Genomic DNA, 26,340 nt, shown 5'->3' on the forward strand with positions numbered 1-26,340 from the left:
AGGGCAGGGCCTTCGCGGGCCTCGAAGCCCCCGGTTGGGAATACGAACTGATTTTCCATAAGATCCGGCGATGATCACTAGAAAACGGCTGACGACCCGGGTGGGCATAGCGCTCGCCACCCTGGCCGCCGGGCTCGGCACAGCGATCCCCGCCGCCGCCGACGAAGCCCCCGCCGCCCCCTCCCCCAAGGTCGAGCTGGTGCTCGACGTCAGCGGTTCCATGCGCACCCGGGACATCGACGGGCAGTCCCGGATGGCCGCTGCCAAGCAGGCGTTCAACGACGTTCTGGACGCGGTGCCCGAGCAGGTTCAGCTCGGGATCCGGACGCTCGGTGCGGACTACCCGGGTGAGGACCGCAAGGTCGGGTGCAAGGACACCCGGCAGCTCTACCCGGTCGGCCCGCTCGACCGTACGGAGGCCAAGACCGCGGTCGCCACCCTCGCACCCACCGGGTTCACCCCGATCGGGCCCGCCCTGCTCGGGGCTGCCGACGATCTGGAGGGCGGGGACGGTTCGCGGCGGATCGTTCTCATCACGGACGGCGAGGACACCTGCGGGCCGCTCGACCCGTGCGAGGTGGCCCGGGAGATCGCAGCCCGGGGCACCCACCTGGTCGTGGACACGCTGGGCCTGGTGCCCAACGCCAAGATCCGGCAGCAACTGACCTGTATCGCGGAGGCCACCGGCGGCACCTACACCGCCGTCCAGCACAGGGAAGAACTCTCCGGCCGTGTCAAGCAGTTGGTGGACCGGGCCGCCGAGCCCGTCGTCACTCCCGTGGCGACCGAGGGGGCCGAGAGCTGCTCCGGCGCGCCCGAGCTGAAGCCGGGTCTCTTCACCGACCGCTCGGAGATCGGCCAACACCGCTGGTACCGGGTCGATGTGCTGCCCGGTCAGGAGCTGCGCGCCTCGGCGAGCGTCGCGGCCGACCGTGCCGTGGACCACGACTACGGGGTGCTGCTGCGCGCGGTGACCGTGCACGGGCGTGAGATCGTCCGGGGTTCCGAGGCCGGGACCGGCCGTACCGATGTGATCTCGTCCGGCCTGCGCTACCCGAAGCCCGAGGCGGAGGACGGTGACGACGGCGACGGCAAGCCCGCCGCCGAGACCGTCTGCCTCCAGCTCGCCCACTCCTTCTCCGCGCCCGCCTCGGTGAAGCGGTCCCCCGGCCTGCCGGTCGAGCTGACCGTGGATCTGGTGGACGGCCCGGACAACGCCTCGGACGTCGCGGCCTTCGGGCTCGGCCGCGGTTGGTGGCTGCTCGGCGTGCTCGTCCTGACCGGACTGGTGGCGGGCCTGCTGACCGGCTGGCTCTCACGCTGGCGTGTCGCCGTCTGGAGGACGAACCGATGACCAGGACCCCTCGCCGCACCCGCGGCATACGGCTCGCGCTCACCGGCACGCTGCTCGCCGGGCTGACCCTCCTCACCACGGCCGGCCCGGCGCTCGCGGACGACCCCTCGGCGAGCGCGAGCCCCGCCGGGGACGAGGCCGGACCCACGGAGGCCGGCACCACGTTCCGTACGGCGACCGCCCTGAAGCAGGGCCAGTCCGGCACCGCCCAGGCCTCCGCCGGCGACTACCTGTACTGGGTGTTCCCGGCCGACGCCGGTCAACGGCCCACCGTCGAGGCCACGGTGAAGCTGCCCGAGAGTGCCGCCCGGCGCGGCACGTCCACCTGGCAGGTCGACGTGTACGACGGGCTGCGCCGCCGCCAGGCCTGTATGTACGGGCACCAGACCCGCAAGGCCGCGGCCGACGCGGCCACCGTCGAGCTGTCCTGCGTCCTGCGCCCCGTGCGGGCATGGTCCGAGCCGTGGGCCGACGACCCGCTGCCCGGGAGTTACCACATCCGCCTCACGGTGGTGGATCTGCCCGCCGCCGACCTGGGACTGCCGGTCGACGTGGAGGTGAAGACGAGCATCAAGGAGTTGGGCGGGGGCCACGACGGGGGCGGCGCCCTCGCCGAGCCGCTCGTGCCGGGCGTCTCGGCCGCCTCGGCGGGTGAGAGCGACGAACGTGCTTCGGGCGCGCCTCGGGCCCTCGCCACCGGTGAGCCCGAGGACGGCTGGGCCTCGGGGTGGTGGACCGACCGCTGGCTGTGGACCGTGGGCGGTGGCGTACTCGCCGCGCTGGCAGCCGTGTTCGGCTACTCGCTGACGCGGGGACGGGGCCGCCCGGCCCACGTACCGCCCGACGTCTGACAGGCGCGTCGGCGCCGCACCTGCGTGGCGGCTGGGGCGGCTCTCCCCCGGCCTGGGCGATACTGGCTCCCGAAAGGGCGGGATCGTCCGGGCCGGGGCCGCCACGGCAGAGGGGGACGGGATGAGCGGGACGACGACGTATGTACGGTTCCAGAGCACCGAGCGCAGCCCCCGGGGGCACTTCCCGGGCATCTTCGCCCTGGCCAACGGGCTGGCGCGGGAGGGCCGTCTCAGCGAGGAGCAGCGCCGCTTCTGGCGGGCGGGGAACGACTGGTACGACGCCGCGTACGCCGACCCCTCGCGGGTCGACCCGGCGGTGTACGACCCGGACGTGAACCCCGGGGCGGTGGCCTGGTTCAAGGGGACGGCGACCCATCTGCTGGACCGGATCCCGGGCTATCTCGCGCTGTTGGCCGCGCACGGGGTGCCGTGCGAGCGGCTGGAGTCCGCGGATCCCGGCAGGGTCGTGTACGAGGACGATGTCCAGATCGTCGTGGTGCCCCGGCCGGACGCCCCCTAGGGCGTGTCCGCAATGTCGGTGGGGAGCCAGAGTCGTAGGCAGGCGGCAGTTTGACGACAGGCCCTGGGCGGGAGCGGCGGCTCCGGGCCCGCTCAGGCCGGCCGTACGCTCAGCTGACGGCCCGCTTCCCGGTAGCCCAGCGCCCGCGCGACCCGGCGGGACGCGTGCGGCCGGGCCCGCCACTGCGGCAACAGCCCGGCGGCGAGGGCGTGCTCGGTCGCGGCGTGCGCCACTTGCCGGGCGAGGCCCCGGCCCCGCGCATCCGGCGCGGTCAGTACACAGAGGTGCGCGGTGTCACGCGGCCAGTGCTCGTACCCCGCGGCGGCGAGCACCTCGGTGCCGTTGCGGACGACGAACACCGGCGAGGTGACGTCCGCCAGCCCGCTCTCGCCCGCGTCCGACGGGCCCGCCTCCGCCAACAGCGCCCGTAACGCGGCATGTTCGGCGGCCAGGCACGTGGTCGGGGCCGCGGTTCGTCCGACCGGGCGGAGGGCGTCCTGGGCCAGGTACCCCAGGACAGCCGGGCCGAGCGTGTCGGCAACCGGCAGCAGTCGGACCACGGTGGCCGGGTCGGTGAGCGCGGCCGCGCTCAGGCCGGTCAGCGCGGAGCGTACGGAATCCGCGGCGCGGTCCGTCGGCGTGGTGATCAGCGCCGCGTCCCCGACCGTCACCACCCCCACCCAGGACGGCGGGGCGAGGGCCGAGTCCGGGGAGACAAGGACCGTCGGGCGGCCGGGAGTTCCGAAGACGGTGCCCGGTGCGGCCGCCAGCTCCTGCCACAGCGCGCGGGCCCGCGAGACGAGCGAATCCATCGGCATGGCGGGATTCTCGCACGGGGACGGAACTCCGCCCGCAATCCCTGTTCGAATCCGCAGGCGGCTGCGGCTACCCTCGACAACTCGCCCACTCCGTAAGGCGTCTGACGGAATCCGGCCACGCCCCGCCGATGCCCCTGGTGGAGTGCTGCCCCCATCCTGTTCGATGGGGTTCGAACGGTCGCGCGTCGGCAGTGGCGCGCCCCAGGGAGCGGAGTTCCTCGATGTCCACGCAGACCGGTCCGGCGCTCGGCACCCCGCCTCGCGGCCACGCGTTCACGCCGGGGCCCAAGGGGCTGCCTCTGGTGGGGAACCTGCCGCAGTTCGGGAAGAACCCGTTGGCCTTCTTCGAACTCCTGGGCGGGCAGGGGGACATGGTGCGCTGGCGGTTCGGCCGCAAGCGGTGCGTCTTCCTCTCCGACCCCGACTGCATAGGCGAGTTGCTCACCGAGACGGAACACACCTTCGACCAGCCGGAGCTCGGTATCGCCTTCCGTACGGTGCTGGGCAACGGGATGCTCGTGGCGCGGGGCCGGGAGTGGCGGCGCAAACGCTCGCTGGTGCAGCCCTCGGTGCGGCCCAAGCAGGTCAAGTCGTACGCGGCCACGATGACGGACTCGGCGGTGGAACTGGCGGACCGCTGGTCGGACGGCCAGCGGATCGACGTCAAGCAGGAGATGTCCGCGCTGACGCAGAGGATCGCCGTGCGCACGATCTTCGGGGTGGACACCCCGGCGGACTCCGAGGCGATGGGCCGGGCGATGGACGTCGCCCAGATGGAGATCGGCAAGGAGTTCGCCGGGATCGGCGCGCTGCTCCCCGACTGGGTGCCGACACCGGGCCGGATGCGCATCAAGAAGGCCGCCGCCGTCATCGACGCCGAGGTGGGCCGGGTCGTCGCCCGGCTCCGGGACGGCGAGGAGGAACGCCCCGACCTGCTCAGCCGGTTGCTGACCGCGGTCGACGAGAGCGGCACGCACCTCAGCGACGACGAGATCCGCGACGAGACGGTCACGCTGTACATCGGCGGTCACGAGACGACGAGTACGACGCTGGTGTGGGCGTGGTATCTGCTCGGCCGCAACCCCCGGGTGTGCGACGCGCTCGCCGAGGAGCTGGACCGGGTGCTCGGCGACCGGGAGCCCGGCTTCGAGGACTACGCCCGGCTGACGTACACCCAGGCCGTGGTGAAGGAGACCCTGCGGCTGTACCCGGCGGTCTGGCTGATCACCGGGATCGCGAAGGAAGGGGCGACGATCGGGGGGCTGCCGATCGAGGAGGGCACCCGGGTGTGGAGCAGCCAGTGGGCCACCCAGCGCGACGCGCGGTGGTTCCCGGAGCCGGAGGAGTTCCGGCCCGAGCGCTGGGACGCCACGGGTGGCGACGAGATCCCGGAGTACGCGTGGTTCCCGTTCGGCGGCGGACCCCGGGTCTGCATCGGGACGCGCTTCGCGATGGTGGAGGCCGTCCTCCTGCTGGCGGTGCTGGCCCGCCGCTTCACCCTGGACGTCGACCCGGGCGAGATCACGCCCGTGACGGGTCTGACGCTCCAGCCGGACCGGGACGTCACGGCGACGGTCCGGGCGCGGTAGTAGCGGGACGGCAAGGCGCCCGGCTCCTCGGGAGAGGGGCCGGGCGCCGGGCGCACATCGGTCGGCGCCCGGCTCCTCGGGAGAGGGGCCGGGCGCCGGGCGCACATCGGTCGGCGCCCGGCTCGTCTCAAGGAGCCGGGCGCCGGAGCGGGTCAGCCCGTGGGCAGCCACTTCTTCCAGACGTCCGGGTGGCGCTCGATCCAGCGCTTCGCCGCCTCCTGGGGGGTGAGCTTCTGCGAGGCGATCATCTCGGACACCTCGTTCTGGTCCTTCTCCGACCAGTGGAACTTCTTCAGGAACGCGGACGCGTCCCCGCCGCGCTCGGCGAAGTCGGCGTTGAGGAACTTCTGCAGCGGCGTCGTCGGGTACGCGCAGTCGATGTCCTTCGGGTCCTTGGCCGCGCACTCGTCCGTGTACTCGGGAAGCTTCACCTCGACCATCGGCACCTCGTTGAACAGCCACTGCGGCTGGTACCAGTAGCTGAGGAAGGGCTTCTTCTCCTTGGCGAACTGCTGGATCTGGGTGATCTGGGCCGCCTCGGAGCCGGCGAAGACCACCTTGTAGTCCAGGTCCAGGTTCTTCACCAGGGCCACGTCGTTGGTGACGTAGGACGGCGAGCCGTCCATCAGCTGGCCCTTGCCGCCGCTCTCGGCGGTCTTCAGCTCGTCCGCGAACTTGTTGAGGTTCTGCCAGTCGGTGACCTCGGGGTTCTTGTCGGCCCAGTACTTCGGGACGTACCAGCCGATGTGGCCGGTGACGCCGAGGTCGCCGCCCCGGACGATGGTCTTCTTCTCGTCGATGTACAGCTTCTCCTGGTCCGGGTGGCCCCAGTCCTCCAGGATCGCGTCGACGCGGCCCTGGCTGAGTGCGTCCCAGGCGGGGACCTCGTCGGTCTGGACGAGGTCGACGCGGTAGCCGAGCTCCTCCTTGAGGAGCTGCTCGGCGACGGCGACGTTCGCCTGGGCGCCGACCCAGGACTGGACGGAGAGCGTCACCGTCTTGACCCCGGCGGGGGCCGCGAACGGGGAGGCCTGCTTGGTCATGTCGGCGGCGCCGCAGCCCGCCGTGGCGAGCAGGGCGGCGGCCGACGACAGCGCCGTGATCAGGCGCGTACGGGAGCGGTTCATCTCAGCTCTCCTGTCGCTGGCGGCGGGTGGTGGGCTGGGTGACCCGGTCGAGCATCAGGCCGAGGCAGACGATCGCCGCTCCGGCGACGAGGCCGGTGGCCAGATCGCCCTGGGCAAGGCCGAGGACGACCTCGTAACCGAGGGCGCCGGAGCCGACGAGTCCGCCGATGATGACGACGGCGAGGACCAGCACGACCGCCTGGTTGACGGCGAGCAGCAGGGAGGGCCTGGCCAGCGGGATCTGCACCTGGCGCAGTTGCTGGCCCGGCGTCGCGCCGAGGGAGCGCGCGCCTTCCATCGCCGCCGGGTCGACGCCCCGCAGCCCCTGGGTGGTGATGCGGATGACGGCGGGCAGCGCGTAGACGACCGCGGCCGCCGCGGCGGGGGCGCGGCCGACGCCGAACAGGGCGACGACGGGGATCAGGTAGACGAACTGCGGCATGGTCTGGAAGACGTCCAGGACCGGGCGCAACAGCCTCTCCAGGCGTTCGCTGCGGGCCGCGCCGACCGCGACGCCGAAGCCGATGACCAGGGTGACGGCGACGGCGGCGAGGACCTGGCTGAGGGTGTCCATCGACGGCTCCCACACGCCGAGTACGCCGATCGCGGCCATGGCGAGGACGGCGGTGGCGGCGGTGCGCCAGGTGCCGATGGTCCAGGCGAGGGCGGCGACGATCAGCAGCACCGACCACCAGGGCAGGCCGGTGAGGCCGCTGCGCAGCGGGTTGAGGACGCCGCTGGTGAAGTGGGAGGCGAGGTCGGCGGTGCCGCCGACGACGGGGACCCCGGTGTAGAGGTGGTCGACCATCCAGTCCTTGGCGGTGTTGACCGGTCCGGCGATGGCCACGGTCAGGTCGTCGGGCCAGACCTGGCCGTCGGCCGCCCGTCCGGCTACGGCGACGGCCGCGGTGACCGCGGCGGCCAGGGACCAGCCGCGCCGGCCGCGCAGCAGGGCCGGGCCGGTGGGATCGGCGCCGATGCGGCGTCCCGCAGCCTCGGTCGTACGGTCCAGGACGACGGCCAGCAGCACGATCGGGATGCCCGCGGCGAGGGCGGCGCCGACGTCCACCGAGGACAGCGCCTGGTAGACGCGGTCGCCGAGGCCGCCCGCGCCGATCACGGAAGCGATGACGGCCATGGAGAGCGCCATCATGATGGTCTGGTTCAGTCCGAGGAGGAGTTCCTTGCGGGCCAGCGGGAGCCGGGCGCTCAGCAGCCGCTGCCGTCCGGTCGCGCCGAGCGAGGTGACGGCCTCCATGACGCCGCTGGCCGCGCCGCGCAGGCCGAGCGCGGTCAGCCGGGCCATCGGCGGCGCCGCGTACACGACGGTGGCGAGAACGGCACCGGGCACGCCGATGCCGAACACCAGCACCACCGGCAGCAGATAGGCGAAGGCGGGCAGCACCTGCATGGTGTCGAGCACCGGGCGCAGGATGCGGAACACACGGTCGGAGAGCCCGCCGGCGAGGCCCAGGAGCAGTCCCAGCACCACGGAGGCGAGGACGGCGACGACCATCAGCGCGAGCGTCTGCATGGTCGGCACCCACATGCCGAGCAGCCCGCAGAGCAGGAACGACACGCCTGCGGTGAGGGCGAGCCGGAGCCCGGCGACGCGCCAGGCGAGGGCGGCGGCGAACACGGTGACGCCGGCCCAGCCGAGCGCCAGGAGGACCAGATAGACGCCGCGTACGGAGAGGACGACGGCGTTGCTGATGTGGCCGAAGAAGTAGAGGAACAGCGGGTGGCTGTCGCGGTTGGAGACGATCCAGTCCGTGACCTCGCCGAGCGGGGCGGAGAGGTCGGCGGTCAGCGCCTCGGGCCAGATCCCACCGCCCCAGCGGCCGTGCACGACGGGCACGACGACGGCGGCGACGAGCGCGAGCAGCAGGAGCTTCGCGGCGGCGGGGCGGTCGCGGAGGGTGGCCAGCGGCCCCCGGCGCGCGCCCGCCGCGGCGGGGCGGGCCGAGGTGGCCTGTGCGGTGGCCATCAGGCGGTCACCTCGCGGGAACCGTCCGGTGCGTCGTCGGGGGTGCCGGAGGCCTCCGGAGCGACGGAAGCGGTCGTTCCGGCGACGACGTCGAGCAGGCACGCGTGGTCGACGACGCCGACGAGCCGGCCGCCGTCCATCACCCGGGCGACGGGGTCGCCGGAGCGGGAGACCGCTTCGATGGCCTCGGAGACGGTGGCGTCGGGGCGTACGGCGGGGCCGCGCTCGCTCTCCCCGGCGAGCGCGGGCCGCATGGCGGTGGCGACGGTGAGGACCTGCTCGCGCGGGACGTCGCGGACGAACTCGCGGACGTAGTCGTCGGCGGGCGAGCCCACGATCTCCTCGGGGGTGCCGAGCTGGACGATGCCGCCGTCGCGCATGAGCGCGATCCGGGTGCCCAGGCGCAGGGCCTCGCTGAGGTCGTGGGTGATGAAGACCATGGTGCGGCCCTCCTCGCGGTGCAGCCGGACCACCTCGTCCTGCATCTCGCGGCGGATCAGCGGGTCCAGGGCGCTGAACGGCTCGTCGAAGAGGAGGACGGACGGGTCGACGGCGAGCGCGCGGGCGAGCCCGACGCGCTGCTGTTGACCGCCGGAGAGCTGGGACGGGCGGCGGTCCTCCAGACCGTCGAGACCGACCTTTGCCACCAACTCGGCCGCCTTGGCGCGGCGTTCGGCCTTGCTCAGGCCCTGGATCTCCAGGCCGTAGGCGACGTTGTCCAACACCGTACGGTGCGGCAGCAGTCCGAAGTGCTGGAAGACCATCGCGGTGCGGTGGCGGCGCAGTTCGCGCAACCGGGAGCGGTCCATCGCGAGGACGTCCTCGCCGTCGATGGCGAGGGTGCCGCTGGTGGGCTCGATCAGCCGGGTCAGACAGCGTACGAGGGTCGACTTGCCGGAGCCCGACAGGCCCATGACCACGAACACCTCGCCCTTGCGGACGTCGAAGGAGACGTCGCGTACGGCGGCGGTGCAGCCGGTGGCCTCGCGGAGTTCGGCGGGCGGGAGCGCGGCGTGCTCGCTGCCCGGGATGCGGTCGGCCTTGGGGCCGAAGACCTTCCAGAGGTTGCGTACGGAGAACACCGGGTTCTCGTCGGTTCCGGTGGCTCCGGTGTTCCCGGAGGGCTCGGTGGCCTTGAGGGTCTCGGTTCCGGTCATCGGGCATCGCCTCCGGTGCTGGTGCTGGTTCCGGCGGTCGGCGCGGTGCCGCGCGCCTGGTCCGCGAGGAGTTCGGCGCACTTCTCGCCGACCATGAGGACGCCGATCATCGGGTTGACGGCGGGCATGGTCGGGAAGACGGACGCGTCGGCGATCCGGATCCCCTCAAGGCCGCGGATACGCAACTGCGGGTCCACGACGGCCTCGTGGTCGTCGGTGGCGCCCATCCGGCAGGTGCCCGCCGGGTGGTAGACGGTGTGGGCGACCTTGCGGGCGTACTCGCTGAGGTCCTCGTCCGATGTGACCTCGGGGCCGGGGCAGACCTCGCGCTTGAGCCAGTGGGCCAGCGGCTCGGTGCGGGCGATCTCCCGGGCGAGCTTGATGCCGTCGACCAGGGTGCGGCCGTCGTAGTCGTCCTCGTCGGTGAAGTAGCGGAAGTCCAGGGCCGGCTTGGCCTCGGGGTCGGCGCTCGTGAGGTAGAGGCGGCCCCGGCTGCGCGGCTTGGGGATGTTCGGGGTCATCGACACGCCGTGCTCGGGCTTCTCGTAGCCGAGCCGCTCCGGATTGTCGGTGAAGGGGATCTGGTAGAAGTGGAACATCAGGTCCGGGCCCCGCGATTCGGGGTCACGGCGGACGAAGAGCCCCGCGTCGGAGTCCATCGCGGAGTTCTCCGGGATGGGCCCGTCGGTCTCCCAGACGATGACGGACTCGGGGTGGTCGAGCAGGTTCTCGCCGACGCCCGGGAGGTCGTGGCGGACGTCGATGCCCAGCGCCGCCAGGTCCTCGCGGGGGCCGATCCCGGAGTGCAGGAGCAGCCGGGGCGTGTCGACCGCGCCCGCGCAGACGATGACTTCGCGGGCGGCGCGCAGCAGGATCTCCTCGCCGTCCTTCGTACGGACGTGGACGCCGGTGGCGCGGGTGCCGTCGAGCTCCAGGCGGTAGGCCCAGGTCTCCAGCAGGATACGGAGGTTGGGGCGGTCGTCGGCCTCGATGTGCGGGTGGAGGTAGGCCACCGACGCGGAGGAGCGCTTGTTGTTCTCGGGGTGGTAGGCGAGGTCGAAGAAGCCGACGCCCTCGTGGAACGGCTTGCTGTTGAAGCTGTCCACGCGCGGGACTCCGGCCGCCTCCTGGGCGGCGTCGACGAAGTCGCGGGCGATGGCGTTGCGGTCCTTCTCGTCGACCGGGACGATGTTGTTGCGCAGCTTGGCGAAGTACGGGTCCATCGCGGCCGCGCCCCAGCCCTCGGCGCCCGCCTCGGCCCACTCGTCCCAGTCGCCGGGCAGCGGCTTGAAGCTGATGAGCGTGTTGTGCGAGGAGCAGCCGCCCAGCACCCGGGCGCGGCTGTGCCGGATGTGGCTGTTGCCGCGCGGCTGTTCGGTGGTGGGGTAGTCGTAGTCGAGGTCGCCGCCGAGGAGGCCGAGCCAGCGGCGCAGGGTCAGCACGTCGTCGCGGTCGATGTCGGTGGGGCCGCCCTCGATGACCGTGACGGTCACGTCCGGGTCCTCGGTGAGCCGGGAGGCGATGACCGATCCGGCGGTGCCGCCGCCGACGATCACGTAGTCGGCCACGGGTCCTTCGGGGTCGGGGACGGCGGTGCTGCGGGGGGTGGAGGGCATCGGTCACTGCTCCTTCTGCAAGGTTCGTGCGTGTACGTGGTGCTGCGAACAGCCGGGCGGGGCCGGGCGGTTACGGAAAGCGGCCCGGCCCCAGCAGGCGTCAGCCGGCGAACCAGCGCTGGGGGCGCGGGTTGAGGTTCTGGTAGATGTGCTTGGACTCGCGGTACTCGGCGAGCCCGGTCGGGCCGAGCTCCCGTCCCGTGCCGGACTTCCCGAAGCCGCCCCACTCGGCCTGCGGGAGGTAGGGGTGGTAGTCGTTGATCCAGACGGTGCCGTGGCGCAGCCGTCCGGCGACCCGGCGGGCGCGGCCGGCGTCGGTCGTCCAGACGGCGCCGGCGAGCCCGTAGTCGGTGTCGTTGGCCAGCGTGATGGCCTCTTCCTCGGTACGGAAGGTCTCGACGGTGAGAATCGGGCCGAAGGTCTCCTCGCGGACCACCTTCATCTCGCGGTGGCAGCCGTCGAGGACGGTCGGGCGGTAGAAGTAGCCGCCCTCGGGGAGCACGTCGCTGGGCTTGGGGCGTTCGCCGCCGGCCCGGACGATCGCGCCCTCCTCGCGGGCCGAGGCGACGTACGCCTCGACCTTGGCGAGCTGCTGGGCGGAGACGAGGGGGCCGCACTCGACGCCGTCGAGGGTGCCCCGGCCGAGGCGGATGGCGTCGGCGCGGCGGGCCAGCTCGGTGACGAAGCGCTCGCTGACCGAGTCCTGGACGATCAGGCGGGCCCCGGCGGAGCAGACCTGGCCACTGTGGAAGAACGCGGCGTTCAGCGCCTGGTCGACGGCGGTGTCGAAGCCCTCGTCGGTGGCGCAGGCGTCGGCGAAGACCACGTTGGGGTTCTTGCCGCCGAGCTCCAGGGCCACCTTCTTCACGGTCGGCGCGGCGGCCCGGGCCACCTTCGTACCGCTGGCGAGGCCGCCGGTGAAGGAGACCAGGTCGACGTCGGGGTGCTCGGAGAGCCGGGCGCCCACCGGGTCGCCCGCGCCGGTGACGAGGTTGGCGGCCCCGTCGGGGAGCCCGGCCTCGGCGAGCAGCTTGATCAGGTGGACGGTGGAGAGCGGGGTGACCTCGCTGGGCTTGAGCACGAAGGTGTTGCCGGCGGCGAGGGCCGGGGCGATCTTCCAGCTGGCCTGGAGGAGGGGGTAGTTCCAGGGCGCGATGAGGGCGCAGACGCCGACGGGCTCGTGGACGACGATGCTGTGGACGTCGGGGTCGCCCGCGTCGACGACCCGGCCGCCGCTCTCGTTCATGACGAGGTCGGCGAAGTAGCGGAAGGCATTGGTGACGTCGTCGACGTCGACCCGGCCCTCCTCCAGGGTCTTGCCGGTGTCGCGGCTCTCGGTGATCGCGATCTCCTCGCGGTCCCGCTGGAGCAGCTCGGCGACCCGGCGCAGCAGCCCGGCCCGCTCGGCGACGGGCCGGTGCGGCCAGGGGCCGTCGTCGAAGGCGCGCCGGGCCGCCGCGATCGCCGCGTCGGTGTCCGCCACGCCGCCCTCCGCGACGACGGCCAGGACCGTGGCGTCGGCGGGATCGAGGACCGTGCGGGTCCCGCCCGATACGGCGGCGCGCCAGGTGCCGTCGATGTGGATGGTGCTGAGCTCCAGCATGTCGTGTTTAGCCTTCCGTGCCTGAAATGCCCCCTCCGGTTTCGGCCAGGGCATGCGCATGGCGGGCCGACATCCGGCGCACCAGCGGCCTGGACCCCTCCCCAGTCCGGCAGAATGTATGCCGAGAATTTCACGCAGAGTGATGCGCCTCACGCGTGACGGCCTCGGCGGGCCGCTACCCGGGCCCCCTCCCGAGCGGCCCGGTGCTGGTCAGACGGGTGATCGAGGGGCCGCCAGCCGGTGCGCCGCGTGCTCCCCCATCTCCGGCCCCGGTGAGCGTCGCGCGGGGCGCACCAGGTCCGGTCCCGGGTGCCCGTGCGGGACAGCGTTCATCGCCGACCATCCCCCCGCCGAGTCGGTCCAACTCACATGGCTGACCGCAAAGTTTCCACGGTTGAATCTTCGGCAACCAGGATCTTGCCCGGCGCCGCCGAGCGGAACCGCAGGTCCCGTTCGGGCACCAGGCCGAGGGGGCCCGCCGACCGGAGCACCACGTCGAGGGCGCGGTCGGGGTCGGCGGCGTACACCGTGCTGAACCAGGCCATGTTGGCCTCGACGACCGCCCAAGCGGGGGCGCGGCCGGGCCGGCGCATCCGTCCGACGTCCACGACGACGCCTCCGGGCAGGGTGTCCCCGCACTCCTCGGTGAGCCGGTGGGCGAAGGCGCGTACGGCGGCCTCCTGGGAGTGGCCTGCCAGCGGGGCGGCGTCGAGCCGCCCGTACACGGCGTACTGGGACCCGGTGCGGATCTCGCCGTCCAGCAGGAAGAGCCTGAACTCGTCCTCCCAGGTGACGACTTCGCTGATCTGGACGAGCGGGTCGCCGGAGCCGGGCGGGGGCGGCGCCAGGCAGGAGCCGTCCGGGTGGATCGCGGCGGGGAAGCTCTTGTCGGTGGGCGGTTTGACGAAGAGCGGGCCGGTGCGGCGGCGGGCCTCGGAGAGGGGCACCCGGCGGACGTCGCGGCCGGTGAAGGCCGGCGGCAGGGCGTCCAGCCATCCGGCGTGCGGCTCCAGGAGTGCCACCCCGAGCGGACCGGTGACCCGGGCGGCGAAGCGCGGGCCTCCGTAGTAGTGCCCGTCCGCCCTCTCCCGGTAGCGCTCGGGCACCCCGTCGGCGGGCAGCACGGTGACCTCCATGCCGCGTCGGCGCGCCGCGTCGGACAGGAGGGAGGCCGTGCCGGAGCGGTGCGGCGCGAGCGCCAGGAACCCCGGTCCGGATGTCATACGGCCCCTCCCCCGCCTTCGTCCGGTCGCGCCGTCAGCCCAGGAGAACGGGGAAGGCGGCCATGTCGTTCTGCGTCATCACCGGCAGTTTGGTGATCTCCTCGTCCGGGACGGCGAGGCGGAGTCCGGGGAAACGCGCGAACAGGGCCGGCAGCGCGATACCCGCCTCGACGCGCGACAGCGCCGCGCCGGGGCAGATGTGCGGGCCGTGGCCGAAGGTCATGTGGCGGTTGCGGGTGGCCCGGGTGATGTCGAAGGCGTCGGCGTCGGGGCCGTGCTGCTCGAAGTCCCGGCCGATGGCCCGGTAGGAGATGACGACTCCCTCCCCCTTGCGGATCACCTCGTCGCCGACGGCTATGTCCTCGGTGGCGAACCGCATCAGCAGATGGGTGGTGGGGGTGTCCCAGCGCAGCGTCTCCTCGACCACCGCGTCCCAGCCGATCTCCCCGTCGAGCACCATGCGCAGCTGGTCGGGGTGGGAGAGGAGGGCGCGTACGGCGTTGAGGACGAGCCCGATGGTGGTCTCGTGCCCGGCGGCGACCATGGCCTTGAGGTTGCCCACCACCTCCTCCTCGGTGAGCGGTTCGCCGCCCTCCTCGGCCAGGATCAGCGCGCTGGTGAGGTCGTCCGTCGGCCGGGCGGTCTTCTCCCGTACGAGGTCGGTGTAGAAGGCGTCCAGTTCCGCCAGCAGGGCGAGGCGTTCGTCCTGCGGGGTGAGCATGGAGAAGAACGCCTTGTACTGTCGGGTGAGCATGGCGTGCTGGGACTCGTCGACGCCCATCAGCATGCCGACGACCTTCATCGGCAGCGGCTGGGCGAACACCGCCTTCAGGTCGACGACCCCGTCCTCGCCGCGTGCGGCGTCGAGGGCGTCCAGCAGTTCGTCGGTGAACTTCTCGATGTCCGGGCGGATCGCCTCCAGGCGGCGGGGGGTCAGCGCCTGCGAGGTCTTGGTGCGCAGCCGCCGGTGTTCGGCCCCGTCGACGGTGAACATGGAGCGCCCGGCGTCGATCATGCCGATCAGCGGCCATGCACGTGTCACCACTCCGCTCTGCCACAGCCCCCAGGCGTCGATGTCCTTCACCAGCCGCGGGTCGACCAGGAGTTGGCGTGCCTCGGCGTGCCGGGTGACCGTCCAGGCCGGGACGCCGAGCAGGTCGATCCGGGCGAGGACCCCGGCGTCGCGCAGCCGTACGGTCTCGCCGTCCAGGTCCTGGACCATGGGGTCGATGGTGATGACCCCGGCGTTCCGGCCGGCTCGGGCGGCTTCGGCGTGCGGGCAGTTCACAACGCGTCTCCTGTCGTGCGTACGGGGGTGAAGCGGACGGGCAGCGCGATCGTGCCGCGCAGGAAGGCGGACGGCCGGCGGACCAGGTCGGTGGCGGGTACGGCCAGTTCGAGGTCGGGCAGCCGGTCCAGCAGCACTTCGATGCCGGTGCGGGCGATGATCTCGGCGATCTCCTGGGCGGGGAAGGGGCAGCGGTACTCGCCGTGGCTGAAAGCGAGGTGGGCGCTGTTGCCGCCCTGCCCGGAGCGGACGGCGGATGCGGTGACCTGCTGCCGGATGTGGGGGTCGGCGTTGGCGGCGCCGAGGCCGAGCAGCAGCATGTCGCCGCGGGCGATGCTCCGGTCGCCGAGCCGGGTGTCGCGCGCGGCCCAGCGACCGGCCAGGATCTGGGTGGGGCCGTCCTCCCAGAGCACCTCGTTCATGGCCTCGGCGACGCTGTGCCGGCCGCCGGAGAGCGCGTCGGCGAACTGGTCCTCGGTGAGCATCAGCCGGGTGGAGTTGCTGATCCAGTCGGCGGTGGTCAGGTGCCCGGCGGCCGTGATGGCCATCAGGTCGAGCGCGTACTCCTCGTCGGTGAACGCACCCGGATGGGCCAGCATCCGCGAGGTCACGTCGTCGCCGGGCCGGGCTCGCTTGTCCGCGACGAGCCGCTGCATGTGCTCGCCGAAGCGCAGGTGCGCCTTCTGTGCGCCGGGCCCGCCGTCGGCGAGGTCCTTGAGCACGCGCGCGATATCGGCGCCCTCGTCGTCGGGGAAGCCGACGAGCCGGGCGAGCACGAGGACGGGCAGCGGCTCGGCGAACTCGGCGACGAGGTCGGCGGTCCCCCGGCTGCACACGGCGTCGATGAGCCGGTCGGCCAACTGCTCGCAGTGCTGCCGGATTTCGAAGGGGTCCACCCCTTCGAGGGCGGGGACGACCATGTCGACATGGCGGCGGTGCTCGGCCCCGGCGGTGAAGTAGATGGACGGCATCGGCGTCCCCACCATGGGCAACAGCGGCCAGTCGGAGGGGATGTTGCCCCACTGGTTCCACAGGGAGACGTCCCGGGGGTACAACTCCCCGTCGCTGGTGACCTGGTGGAGTTCCCGGTAGCCGATCACCAGCCAGGCGGGAAAGCCGCCGGGCAGTTCGACCGGGACGACGGGACCGTGGTCGCGCCGCATGGAGCGGTAGAGCTCCTGGGGTTCGGTGTGAAAGCCGGGCCCGCCGAGCGCGACGGCACCCGCACCGGCGCCCATGGGACAGCTGCCGCCGGTACCGGTCGGGGACGCGGGCGTGGCGGACGAGGCGTTCGTCATCGTACGGACTCCAGTGGCGGCGACTTCGCGCGTTGCGACCCTACGATCAACGCGGCACCACTATAAGGAGGTTCCGTGAACCCTTGGGCCCCGTTCGCGCTCATTCTCGTCCGAACCCCGAATGATGCGGGTCCACTTGTCACCGAATCGCCTACGACCCCTGCGGATCTTTGATCACAGGATCGGCGCCGGCGGAGTGAAGGCCGCCGTCGCCGACGGTCAGGGCGTCCGGCGCCGCCTCGGGCCGCCCTCGCGCAGGTGAACGCGCCGGTTCCCTTCCCGGTTTCCGTGTACCGGAACCCGCCCCGGCCTCGCACTGCCGTCCCGCCGCTCTACGATCGGGGGCGTGTGCGCAGACGTCATGGTCGCCGAGGACGACGAGAAGCAGGCCGAGCTCGTACGCCGCTATCTGGAACGGGAAGGACACGCCGTACGGATCGTGGGCGACGGCCTCGCCGTGCTGGACGCGGTCCGGCACCGGGAACCCGACCTGCTCGTTCTCGATGTGATGATGCCCCGGGCCGACGGCCTGGACGTGGTGCGGGTGCTGCGGTCCGAGGACCGCGAACTGCCCGTGCTGATGCTGACCGCGCGGTCGACCGAGGACGATCTGCTGCTCGGCCTCGACCTCGGCGCCGACGACTACATGACCAAGCCCTACAGCCCGCGCGAGCTGATGGCCCGGGTCCGCACCCTGCTGCGGCGGACCCGGCGCCCCGCCGCCCCGGAACCGGTGGCCGAGGACCCGGTGCTGCGCGTCGGCGAACTCGTGGTCGACCCGGAGCGGCACTTGGTGTCGGTGGGCGGCCGCACGGTGGAGTGCACGCCGGGCGAGTTCCGGATCCTGGCCGCCCTGGCGGCGGGCCCGGACCGGGTGTTCAGCCGGCAGCGGCTCCTGGAGGAACTCCACGGGTTCGACCGCTACATCAGCGCCCGGACCGTCGACGTGCACGTCATGAACCTGCGCAAGAAGATCGAGCGGGCCCCTCGGCGGCCGGAGCGGCTGCTCACCGTCTTCGGCGTCGGCTACAAACTGACCGACCCGGCGAAGGCCACGGCCCGGCGTGCGTAGGCCACGGGGGCACGGCGCCCGGCAGCAGGAGCCGGACGGGGCCGGGCTGTCGCCGCTCCGGCCGGACCGGGCACGACCGCCGCTGCGGCGGCCGGATCGAGCACGGCTGCCGCTGCGGCGGAGTCTGCTGGGGCGGCTGCTCGCCGTCTCGGCGCTGGTCGCCGCGTGTTCGGTGGCGGCCACCGCCTGGATCGCCGTGCAGACCACCTCGGGCGCGATCAGGCAGGAGCAGGGGCAGAACCTCACCGCGGACGCCCGGATCTACGACACCCTGCTGGAGTACGCCGCCCGGAATCCGACCTGGGACGGGGTCGGGGCGACGGTCCGGAAGCTGGCGCGGGAGTCGGGCCGCCGGGTCGCCCTGACCACGCAGGGCCGGCAGCCGCTCGCGGACTCCGCCACCGGGCCGACCGCCCCGGCGCTCCCGCCGCAGGCGTCGGCCGTGGTCGACCCGCTGTCCGTGGATACCGTTCTGGCCGCGCGCGGCGCCGACGGCCAGGGAACGGCGGCCGACCGGATCGACCCCCGGGCGGTGGGTCCTTTCCGGCTCTCGTCGGCCGACAGCCGGGCGTTGCGGCGGACGGCCGACGACCAGGTGGCGTGCCTGAACCGGGCGGGTATCGCCTCGGACGTGGTGGTCGGCGCGAGCGGCCGCCCCCGGGTGCAGATCGTGGGCAACGACCCCGAACGCGCGCTCGGGACCCGCTGCGATCTCGCCGCCCTGGACGCGCCGACCCGTTCGGAACGCAAGGCGCTCGACGCGCTCACCGAGCTGGCCGACGCCTGCCTGAAGCGCCAGGGCCGCGAGGGCGTACGGCTGAACAACGATCTGTCCTGGGGCGATCCGGTCCCGGTGGCCGTGCCGGGCGAACCCGGGGCGCTCGCGCCGCAGCCGGTTCCCGCGCCGCGCGACGCCCCGGCGGAGCAGGCCGCGCCGTCGGTCGAGATGCCGGAGCGGACCGGGGAGAACGACCGGGCCATCGCATCGTGTGTGGGCACGGCCCGGAGCGAACAGCTCAGTTCGTACGTGGCCTCCCCCGCCCTCCTCTTCATCGGCGACGAGGGCGGCGCGACGCTGCCCGGCTTCGACCTCTCCCCCACGAACACCGCCAGGATCGCCGGAGCCGCCGCGCTCGTGCTGGCCCTCACGGTGGGCGCGTCGGTGTTCGCGGGAGCCCGGCTGGTACGTCCGCTGCACGCGCTGACCGGCGCCGCGCAGCGGATGCGGGACGGGGAGCAGCCGGCGTCGGTGCCCGTGTCGGGGGACGACGAGGTCGGCCGGCTGGCGGCCGCGTTCAACGACATGTCGGCCCATCGGGCCCGGCTGGAGGACCAGCGCAAGGCGATGGTGAGCGATGTCGCCCATGAGCTGCGCACCCCGCTGAGCAACATCCGGGGCTGGCTGGAGGCCGCCCAGGACGGACTCGCCGACCCCGACCCGGCGTTCGTCTCCTCACTGCTGGAGGAGGCCGTGCTGCTCCAGCACATCATCGACGACCTCCAGGACCTGGCGGCGGCCGACGCGGGGGCGCTGCGCCTGCACCCGGAACCCGTCGAGGTCCGGGAGCTGCTGGGCCAGGTCGCCGCCGCGCACCAGGCGCGGGCGGAGAACGCGGGCGTCACGCTCGCCGTCACGGCGACCACCCCGGGCCCGGCGCTGAGCGCGGACCCGGTCCGGCTGCGGCAGGCGGTGGGCAACCTGGTGTCCAACGCCGTACGGCACACACCGGAGGGCGGACGGGTCACGTTGCGCGCGTACGTGGCGGGGCCGGACGACACCGAGCCGCTTGTCGCCGGGCCGGGCGCCTCCGAGCCGTTCGCCCCCGAAGCGGGCGGCGGGACGGTGGTGATCGAGGTGACGGACACCGGATCCGGGATTCCCGCGGACGACCTCCCTCATGTCTTCGACCGGTTCTGGCGCGCCGAGAAGTCCCGCAGCCGCCGCACCGGCGGCAGCGGCCTGGGCCTCGCCATCGTCCGCAAACTGGTCGAGGCGCACGGCGGCACGGTGGAGGCGACGAGCACCGAGGGCGAGGGGTCGGCGTTCGCCCTCCGGCTGCCAGGGAAAAGGCCACCGTCCGGCCACTGATGATCCGGCCCTGATGCGATGACCACAGCGTTCTGACAGCTTCTTCATATCTCCACGCCAGCCTGGCGGCATGCCCCGTCCCCGGTGCGAACCGGCATCCGGGACCGTCACGGGGCCGAGTCTGGAATGGAGCCATCCGTATGACCGCTTTCCCCTCGCGCACCACCCTGCGCGCCGCCGTCCTCGCCGCTGTCGCGGCCGGCGCGGTGCTGGTCCCGTCCGCCGCCGCCTTCGCCGACGCCTCCCCGAAGCCGTCGGCACCCGCCCAGGCCACACCGGCCCCGGAGCGGAACGAGGCCGCCGCAAAGGCCCCGTCGGAGGCCCCGAAGGACGCCGCTCCTGCGGTCACCCCGCGCGGCGGCGTGGCGGCCGGCGACCGCCCGGCGCCCGCGGCGAAGGAGGCCGCACCCTCGGAGGCCGCCCCGTCGGTCACCCCGCGCGGCGGTGTCGCCGCCGGTGAACGCCCGGCCGGCAGCGGCGACGACAGCACCGCGATGCTCGCCGGTTCAGCGGCCGGGGCCGTGCTGCTCGCGGGGGCGGGCACGCTCGTGCTGCGCCGCCGCTCGGCGGCCGGCCACAACGGCTGACCCGACCGCTGACTGTGGCGCCGCCCCGTACAGGGACGGCGCCACACCCAGTCCCCTCCCGCGCCGCCCCGCCCCGCCGGATTCCGGAGTCTTCTGTGCCGTCGCCCCGTACGCCCCACCGCTTCCGGCGGACCGCCGCCCTGCTGACCGCCGTCGCGGCCTGCGTAGCCCTCGTCGGATGTTCGTCCGCCGAGCCGTCCCCGGCCACGGCCGCCGCCCCCTCCGCATCGGCGCGGGACGAGGCAGACTCCGGATCGACCACGCCACCTCGGGCCGACGAACCGGAGCGGTCGGCTCCCACGGAGGTCACCATCCCTTCCCTCGGCGTACGGAGCACCCTCATGGAGCTGGGTCTCAACGCGGACGGCACGGTCGAGGTTCCGCCGGCGGAGAAGGGCATGACGGCGGGCTGGTACCGCGGCGGATCCGTACCCGGCTCACCGGGCCCGGCCGTACTGATCGGCCACAACGACACCCGCTTCGGCCGGGCCGTCTTCCACGACCTCAAGGACATCCGCGAGGGCGCCGAGGTGCTGGTCCGCGACGGGGCGGGGAAGGCACTGCGCTTCACGGTCACGGGGAAGGAGGCGGTCAGCAAGAAGGCGTTCCCCACCAAGAAGGTCTACGGCCCGACGAAGGGCAGCACGCTGCGGCTCATCACCTGCGACGGGGAGTTCGACGCGGAGGGCCACCCCGTGGACAACCTGATCGTGTACGGCGCCCTCGCCTGAGCAGCGACCAGCCTGAGCGCGGGCATGCCCGAGCGGCGGCGCACCGGAGTCGGCGCACCCGGCCGGGATCCGGCCGCGATCCGGATGGCAGCCGATCGGACAGACTCGTGCCACCCGATGTCTACCCGTGGGTAACTGCCGCTGCTTGGATGGGGGTCGCCCGGTACGCCCCCCACTCGACCACAGGAGACCTCGTGCCGAACACCGCGTTCCGCCGTCTGACCGGCGTCACCCTGTCCGCCGCGCTCGCCGCCGTCACCCTCGCCGCGAACGCCCCGCAGGCAGCGGCTGCCGAGACCCCGTCGCTGCGGGTGCTCTCGTACAACGCGTTCCTCTTCAGCAAGACGCTGTACCCCAACTGGGGCCAGGACCACCGGGCGGCCGAGATCCCGAAGACGTCGTTCTTCCAGGGCAACGACGTCGTGGTGATCCAGGAGGCCTTCGACAACGGCGCCTCCGACGCGCTGCTGCGCAATGCGGCCGCCCAGTACCCGCACCAGACCCCCGTGGTCGGCCGGAGCAAGAGCGGCTGGGACGCGACGGGCGGCTCCTACTCGGCGACGACGCCGGAGGACGGCGGCGTGACCATCCTCAGCAAGTGGCCGATCGTGCGCAAGGAGCAGTTCGTCTTCAAGGACGCGTGCGGTGGTGACTGGTTCTCGAACAAGGGCTTCGCCTACGCGGTGCTGAACGTGAACGGCGCCCGGGTCCACGTCGTCGGCACCCACGCCCAGTCGACCGACCCCGGCTGCTCGGCGGGCGAGGCGGCGCAGATGCGCAGCAGGCAGTTCAAGCAGATGGACGCCTTCCTCGACGCGAAGGACATCCCGGCCTCCGAACAGGTCGTCGTGGCGGGCGACTTCAACGTCGACGGACACTCGGCGGAGTACGCATCGTTCCTCTCCGACGCCGGCCTGACCACCCCGGACTCCCGGACGGGCCACACGTACTCCTTCGACACCCGCGACAACTCCATCGCCTCCGAGCGCTACCCCGACGACCCCCGCGAGGACCTGGACCACGTCCTGCACCGCACGGGCCACGCCAAGCCGTCGGGCTGGAAGAACGATGTGGTCAAGGAGCAGAGCGCCCCGTGGACGGTGTCCAGCTGGGGCAAGAAGTACACGTACACCAACCTCTCCGACCACTACCCGGTGATCGGTTCCGGCCAGTAGCCGCCCTCTGACGTGACGGCCCCCCGGCGCCTCGCCGGCGGGGCCGACGCGTAGCCGGGCACTCGCAGGACCTTGGGGTCGGCGCCGCCGGTGGCCCGGACCGCGCGACATGCGGCTCGGCGGTCCACACCTCGCGCCGGGCACAGGAGACTGGTGTGCGACGAAGAAGGCACAAAGGAGGAGGAGTACCCGTGAGCGACCCCCAGCAGCCCTTCACCCTCACCCCGGGCGCGCCCCACTCCCCGGTCCTCCTCCACGTACCGCACGGCTCCCGCCGCATCCCCCACCACGTGCGTCAGGGGATCACGCCGGACGACGCCGCTCTGGAGCGCGAGCTCGACCACATCACTGACGCCCACACGGCCGAACTTGCTGCGGCTGCGGCGCAGATCGCCCCGGTCGCTCCCTGGCGCTTCGTCAACAACCTGTCCCGGCTCGTCGTCGACCCCGAACGCTTTCCGGACGAGCGGGAGGAGATGCTCGCCGTCGGCATGGGCGCCGTCTACACCCGCACCACCCATCGCGAACCGCTCCGCCCGCCGGAAGACGACCCCACCCCGCTCCTGGAAGCGTACTTCCACCCTTACGCCGACGCCATGACCGAGGCGGTCGAGGCGCGCATCGCCGCCGCGGGCCACGCCGTGATCATCGACGTCCACTCGTACCCGACAGAGCCCCTCCCCTACGAGCTCCACGGCACCGGCCCCCGCCCGCCCGTCTGCCTGGGCACCGACCGGTTCCACACCCCGCCGGAACTCCTGGCGGCGGCGGAGGCGGCGTTCGGCGGACGTGTCGGCCATGACGGCATCGGGCACGACACCCCGTTCGCCGGTACGTACGTCCCGCTCCGGCACTACGGAACGGACCGCCGGGTCACCGCGCTGATGATCGAGATCCGCCGCGACACGTACATGAGCGAGCCGGGCGGCCCTGCGGGACCGGGCCTCGACACGCTGGCGGAGGCGCTGGCGGAGCTGGTGGGGAACGTCACTCCCCGGTGACCGCCCCCTCCAGCGGGTGGGGAAGAGATCCCGACGCAAAGGCGAGGACGGCGCCGGCCGCTTCGCGCAGGGTGCCGAAGTGGCGGTGCACGCCGGCCACCGCGGTGGGGGTGTTGACGCCCCACACCGTCATCCCTGCCCGCAGCGCGGACGTCACCCCCGAGGGGGCGTCCTCGATGACCAGGCAGTCCTCCGGCCGGGCGCCCAGTCGCGCGGCCGCCTGCAGATACGGCACGGGCGACGGCTTGCCTTCCTCCACGGCGGCCGCGTCGACCACGGTCTCCGGGACCGGCAGGCCCGTCCGTGCGAAGCGGCCGCGTACCCGGTGCTCATAGTTCGATGTCACCAGCGCCCACGCCCCGGGCCGGAGAGCCTGGAGCAGTTCCGTGGCGCCGTCGAAGGCCGAGTAGACGCCGGTGCGGACGTCCTCGTCCTCCAGCTCGTGCAGTGCGGCGAGGCACGCGTGAGGGTCGTGGTCCGGGGCGACCTGCGCGAAGGTCTCCAGCGGCCGGGTTCGCAGGGCCACCCGGTAGACCTCGTCGGGGTCCAGTCCGTAGCGCCCGGCCCACGTTCGCCAGACCAGGCGCTGATTGTCCAGAGCGTCGATCAACGTACCGTCGACATCGAACAGGACATACCTCGGGGCACCGGACGGGCGGGGTTCACTGGTCACGTACCGATCATGCCATCAGGCCCTGAACAGGCGGTTTCCGTTCAACCGATCTCCACCACCCGCGCCCACGCGGGCGGCCGGCGAGGGACGTGATCGGGGTTGTCCTCGCTCCAGGAGCCGCGCCCGTGGTCCCTCGGGAACAGGCCGATGACCGTGCGGCACGCCGGTTGTGCTGAGGGCCACGGTGTCTGGCCGTCCGTCAGGACGACGATGGCGTCGGGTCGGGGATGGGACCGGAGCGCCTTGGCGAAGCCCGCACGCAGGTCCGTGCCGCCACCGCCCACCAGCAAGATGCCTTCGGCCTGGCACAGCGGGTGCACGACCCGGGTCGCCGCGTCGCAGGCGAGGACGGTGACCAGGTCGCGGCGGCCGCCCACCGCGCTGGAGATGGCGGCGACTTCGAGGAGGGCGCTGCCGAGTTCGGCGTCGCTGACCGAGCCGGAGGTGTCGATGACGACCGAGACCCGGGGCGGTCTGCGGCGCAGGCTCGGCAGGACGACGCCGGGCAGTCCGGTGGAGCGGCGCGAGGGCCGCCCGTACGTGTAGTCCTCCCCCGCGCCGGGGCCCGATGCGGCCGAGCGGACGGCGGCGCCCAGCAACTCCCTCCAGGGCTGCGGAGGATGGAACGCCTCCTCCGCCCACCGCTTCCACCCCTTCGAGGCGTTTCCCGGCCGGCCCGTGATGCCCTGCGCCACCCGGAAGCGGACCGCGTCCTGTTCGTGCGCGCTGAGCCCGTGCGCGCCGTCGGGCCCCAGGTCCCATTCCCTCTCCAGCCCGTCGGCGCCGCTCCCGCAGTCCAGCCAGGCGAGGTTCTGGGTGCGCGAGCCGAGGCGGAACTGGTACAGGTAGTCCTCCATGAGCTCGCCGGGCTCCAGGTGCAGCGTCGACGGGTAGACGGCGCCCTTCGGGCGGGCCAGGCCGTCGCCGTACACGTCGTCGTTGATCTCGCAGTCGGCGGCGATGTTCATCCGCAGCCGCTCCCCCGGGCCGGTCAGCCCGCGCTGGCGGGCGACCCGGTCGCTGCGCCCGTGGTGGTCGCGCAGCAGGTGCGACACCTCGTGGACCCAGACCCCGGCCAGCTCCTCCACCGGGGTGCGGGCGACGAAGCCCGGCGAGACGTAACACCGCCAGTACCGGTCGACTGCCATGGTCGGGACCTCCCGCGACTCCACGGTGTGCAGGGCGAACAGGGCCGTGGCCAGATAGGGGCGGGCCCGGGCCGCCTGGAGCCGGGCGGCGAAGAGTTTGTCCAGGTCGAGCGCGCTCGGCGCGTCCGTCGTCGTCATCGGCCCGCCTTCGCCCCGAAACGGGCCACCCGGTCCGCCGCCCGGTCCGCCCGCTGGGACAGGGAGACCACTCCGGCGAGGTGCTCGACGGCCGCCGGTACGTCCCAGTCCTCCTGGCGCACCGAGGCGAGGGCCGTGGCGGGAACGACCACCAGGTCGGGGGCCCCGGTCTCCAGCGCCCGGACGAGCAGCGCCCACGCCGCGTCCCAGCGGGCCCTGTCCGGGCGGGTACGGACCGCCGCCACGACCCCGTCCAGCGCCGCCTGCCGGAGATCGCCGCGCTCGGGCAGAACGGCGTTCGCCGGATCGGCGAGGAGGTCCTCGGGGTCCGGAAGGTCCATCCGATCCAGGCTCGCCAGCAGTTCCAGGCCCGGGCCGTCCCCCACCGTTCCCCTGACCAGCAGGGACAGCACCTCCCTGGAGGAGCCGGCGGCGGTCGCGAAGGCGATCAGATTCAGCGTCATGTCCCAGCTGCGCGGCGACGGCCACGGGCCGCCCCGGCGGGTCTCCGTGGTGGGCAGCCGGTGGACGAGCGTGGGCCGGGCGGAGAGCAGCCCGCACACCGCGCGCCGGGCGAAGTCCACGGCCTCGGGCAGCTTTTCGGGGTCGAGGCGGGGCAGCGTCGCGCGGGGCCAGGAGCCGGCGAGTCCGCGTACGACGACCTCGTGGTCGTGGGTCCACTGGAGGTGGACGAACCGGTTGGCGAGCGGCGGGCTCAGCTCCCAGCCGTCGGCCGCCGACGACCGCGGATTGGCCGCCGCCACGATCCTTACCCCGGGCGGGAGTTGCAGCGCACCGATCCGCCGCTCCAGTACGAGGCGCAGCAGCGCGGCCTGGACGGCGGGCGGTGCGGTGGAGAGCTCGTCGAGGAACAGCAGCCCCTTTCCCGCCCGTACGAGGCGAACGGCCCAGTCCGGCGGGGCCATCGGCACGCCCTGTTCGGCCGGGTCGTCGCCGACGATGGGCAGCCCGGAGAAGTCGGACGGCTCGTGCACGCTGGCGATGACCGTGGTGAGCGGCAGGTCCAGGGAGGCGGCGAGCTGGGTGAGCGCCGCGGTCTTGCCGATCCCCGGCTCGCCCCACAGCAGGACGGGCAGGTCGGCGGAGACCGCCAGGGTCAGCGCCTCCAGCTGGATGTCGGGGCGCGGCTCGGTGGTGGTGTCGCGGAGCAGGGCCATCAGCGCTTCGGCGACGGCGAGTTGGGAGTCGGGGGAGGAGTCCGTGGGCGCGGAGGGCGGGGTGTTCGTGAGCATGAGTGATCACCTGAGGGTGTGCGAGATGACGGAGGGGCGGGG

22 protein-coding genes are annotated in these 26,340 nt (G+C 73.0%); 10 read left to right on the plus strand and 12 right to left on the minus strand.

Annotated features, from left to right (window positions below):
• The first annotated feature begins 70 nt into the window (after positions 1-70).
• From D3105_RS18105 to D3105_RS18115, 3 genes are all read left to right on the plus strand, one after another.
• Positions 71-1,354, plus strand: a complete 1,284-nt coding sequence (locus D3105_RS18105; RefSeq protein WP_118904199.1) for a VWA domain-containing protein — start codon at positions 71-73, stop codon at positions 1,352-1,354.
• Entirely contained in the window at positions 1,351-2,205 is an 855-nt protein-coding gene (locus D3105_RS18110) for a hypothetical protein (protein WP_118904200.1), read from the plus strand. Before D3105_RS18105 ends, D3105_RS18110 begins: the two co-directional genes overlap by 4 nt.
• A gap of 121 nt (positions 2,206-2,326) precedes the next feature.
• Entirely contained in the window at positions 2,327-2,725 is a 399-nt protein-coding gene (locus tag D3105_RS18115; RefSeq protein ID WP_118904201.1) for a hypothetical protein, read from the plus strand.
• A gap of 92 nt (positions 2,726-2,817) precedes the next feature.
• Here D3105_RS18115 and D3105_RS18120 read toward each other — a convergent pair whose 3' ends face one another.
• Positions 2,818-3,543, minus strand: coding sequence for a GNAT family N-acetyltransferase (locus tag D3105_RS18120; protein WP_118904202.1), 726 nt, complete (start codon positions 3,541-3,543; stop codon positions 2,818-2,820).
• A gap of 221 nt (positions 3,544-3,764) precedes the next feature.
• Here D3105_RS18120 and D3105_RS18125 point away from each other — a divergent pair, with 221 nt between their 5' ends.
• A complete protein-coding gene (locus D3105_RS18125) occupies positions 3,765-5,132 on the plus strand; it encodes a cytochrome P450 (protein ID WP_118904203.1) in 1,368 nt (455 codons plus the stop codon).
• Between the two features lie 152 nt (positions 5,133-5,284).
• Here D3105_RS18125 and D3105_RS18130 read toward each other — a convergent pair whose 3' ends face one another.
• The 8 genes from D3105_RS18130 to D3105_RS18165 all read right to left on the minus strand — a co-directional run bounded on the left by D3105_RS18130 (position 5,285) and on the right by D3105_RS18165 (position 16,431).
• Positions 5,285-6,259, minus strand: coding sequence for an ABC transporter substrate-binding protein (locus D3105_RS18130; RefSeq protein ID WP_118904204.1), 975 nt, complete (start codon positions 6,257-6,259; stop codon positions 5,285-5,287).
• A gap of 1 nt (position 6,260) precedes the next feature.
• Positions 6,261-8,246 carry an ABC transporter permease gene (locus D3105_RS18135; protein ID WP_118904205.1) on the minus strand — a complete coding sequence of 662 codons (1,986 nt, stop codon included), beginning with the start codon at positions 8,244-8,246 and terminating at the stop codon, positions 6,261-6,263.
• On the minus strand, positions 8,246-9,403 hold the full coding sequence (locus D3105_RS18140) for a quaternary amine ABC transporter ATP-binding protein (protein WP_118904206.1): 1,158 nt from the start codon (positions 9,401-9,403) through the stop codon (positions 8,246-8,248). Before D3105_RS18140 ends, D3105_RS18135 begins: the two co-directional genes overlap by 1 nt.
• Positions 9,400-11,019 (minus strand): GMC family oxidoreductase, encoded by a 1,620-nt coding sequence (locus tag D3105_RS18145; RefSeq protein WP_118904207.1) that lies wholly within the window; start codon positions 11,017-11,019, stop codon positions 9,400-9,402. The genes D3105_RS18140 and D3105_RS18145 overlap by 4 nt, the downstream gene beginning before the upstream one ends.
• Positions 11,020-11,119: 100 nt before the next feature.
• Positions 11,120-12,622 (minus strand): aldehyde dehydrogenase family protein, encoded by a 1,503-nt coding sequence (locus D3105_RS18150; RefSeq protein WP_118904208.1) that lies wholly within the window; start codon positions 12,620-12,622, stop codon positions 11,120-11,122.
• A gap of 365 nt (positions 12,623-12,987) precedes the next feature.
• Entirely contained in the window at positions 12,988-13,845 is an 858-nt protein-coding gene (locus D3105_RS18155; RefSeq protein ID WP_118904209.1) for an ATP-grasp domain-containing protein, read from the minus strand.
• 34 nt (positions 13,846-13,879) lie between these two features.
• A complete protein-coding gene (locus D3105_RS18160) occupies positions 13,880-15,133 on the minus strand; it encodes a cytochrome P450 family protein (RefSeq protein ID WP_118904210.1) in 1,254 nt (417 codons plus the stop codon).
• The gene (locus D3105_RS18165) at positions 15,130-16,431 is read right to left on the minus strand and encodes a cytochrome P450 (RefSeq protein WP_118904211.1); all 1,302 of its coding nucleotides are present in this window, start codon (positions 16,429-16,431) and stop codon (positions 15,130-15,132) included. The genes D3105_RS18160 and D3105_RS18165 overlap by 4 nt, the downstream gene beginning before the upstream one ends.
• A gap of 361 nt (positions 16,432-16,792) precedes the next feature.
• On the opposite strand from D3105_RS18165, the gene D3105_RS18170 reads away from it, so the two are divergent.
• The 6 genes from D3105_RS18170 to D3105_RS18195 all read left to right on the plus strand — a co-directional run bounded on the left by D3105_RS18170 (position 16,793) and on the right by D3105_RS18195 (position 23,086).
• Positions 16,793-17,503, plus strand: coding sequence for a response regulator transcription factor (locus D3105_RS18170; protein ID WP_118904212.1), 711 nt, complete (start codon positions 16,793-16,795; stop codon positions 17,501-17,503).
• A 46-nt stretch (positions 17,504-17,549) separates the two neighbouring features.
• Positions 17,550-19,592: an ATP-binding protein gene (locus D3105_RS18175; protein ID WP_425315745.1), complete on the plus strand. Its 2,043-nt coding sequence runs from the start codon at positions 17,550-17,552 to the stop codon at positions 19,590-19,592.
• Positions 19,593-19,732: 140 nt separating this feature from the next.
• Positions 19,733-20,179, plus strand: a complete 447-nt coding sequence (locus D3105_RS18180; RefSeq protein ID WP_118904213.1) for a hypothetical protein — start codon at positions 19,733-19,735, stop codon at positions 20,177-20,179.
• A 95-nt stretch (positions 20,180-20,274) separates the two neighbouring features.
• On the plus strand, positions 20,275-20,910 hold the full coding sequence (locus tag D3105_RS18185; RefSeq protein WP_118904214.1) for a class F sortase: 636 nt from the start codon (positions 20,275-20,277) through the stop codon (positions 20,908-20,910).
• 194 nt (positions 20,911-21,104) lie between these two features.
• Entirely contained in the window at positions 21,105-22,085 is a 981-nt protein-coding gene (sph, locus tag D3105_RS18190) for a sphingomyelin phosphodiesterase (RefSeq protein ID WP_118904215.1), read from the plus strand.
• A gap of 191 nt (positions 22,086-22,276) precedes the next feature.
• Entirely contained in the window at positions 22,277-23,086 is an 810-nt protein-coding gene (locus tag D3105_RS18195) for an N-formylglutamate amidohydrolase (RefSeq protein WP_118904216.1), read from the plus strand.
• Here D3105_RS18195 and D3105_RS18200 read toward each other — a convergent pair.
• Genes D3105_RS18200 through D3105_RS18210 form a run of 3 tightly spaced genes read right to left on the minus strand, consistent with a single transcriptional unit; the run spans position 23,073 to position 26,298 of the window.
• Positions 23,073-23,759 carry an HAD family hydrolase gene (locus tag D3105_RS18200; RefSeq protein ID WP_118904217.1) on the minus strand — a complete coding sequence of 229 codons (687 nt, stop codon included), beginning with the start codon at positions 23,757-23,759 and terminating at the stop codon, positions 23,073-23,075. The genes D3105_RS18195 and D3105_RS18200 overlap by 14 nt on opposite strands.
• 41 nt (positions 23,760-23,800) lie before the next feature.
• Positions 23,801-25,045, minus strand: a complete 1,245-nt coding sequence (locus D3105_RS18205) for a vWA domain-containing protein (RefSeq protein WP_118904218.1) — start codon at positions 25,043-25,045, stop codon at positions 23,801-23,803.
• On the minus strand, positions 25,042-26,298 hold the full coding sequence (locus D3105_RS18210) for an AAA family ATPase (protein ID WP_118904219.1): 1,257 nt from the start codon (positions 26,296-26,298) through the stop codon (positions 25,042-25,044). The genes D3105_RS18205 and D3105_RS18210 overlap by 4 nt, the downstream gene beginning before the upstream one ends.
• Between the last annotated feature and the right edge of the window lie 42 nt (positions 26,299-26,340).

It is taken from the genome of Streptomyces globisporus, assembly GCF_003501885.1.
Taxonomy (GTDB): Bacteria; Actinomycetota; Actinomycetes; order Streptomycetales; family Streptomycetaceae; genus Streptomyces; species Streptomyces globisporus_D.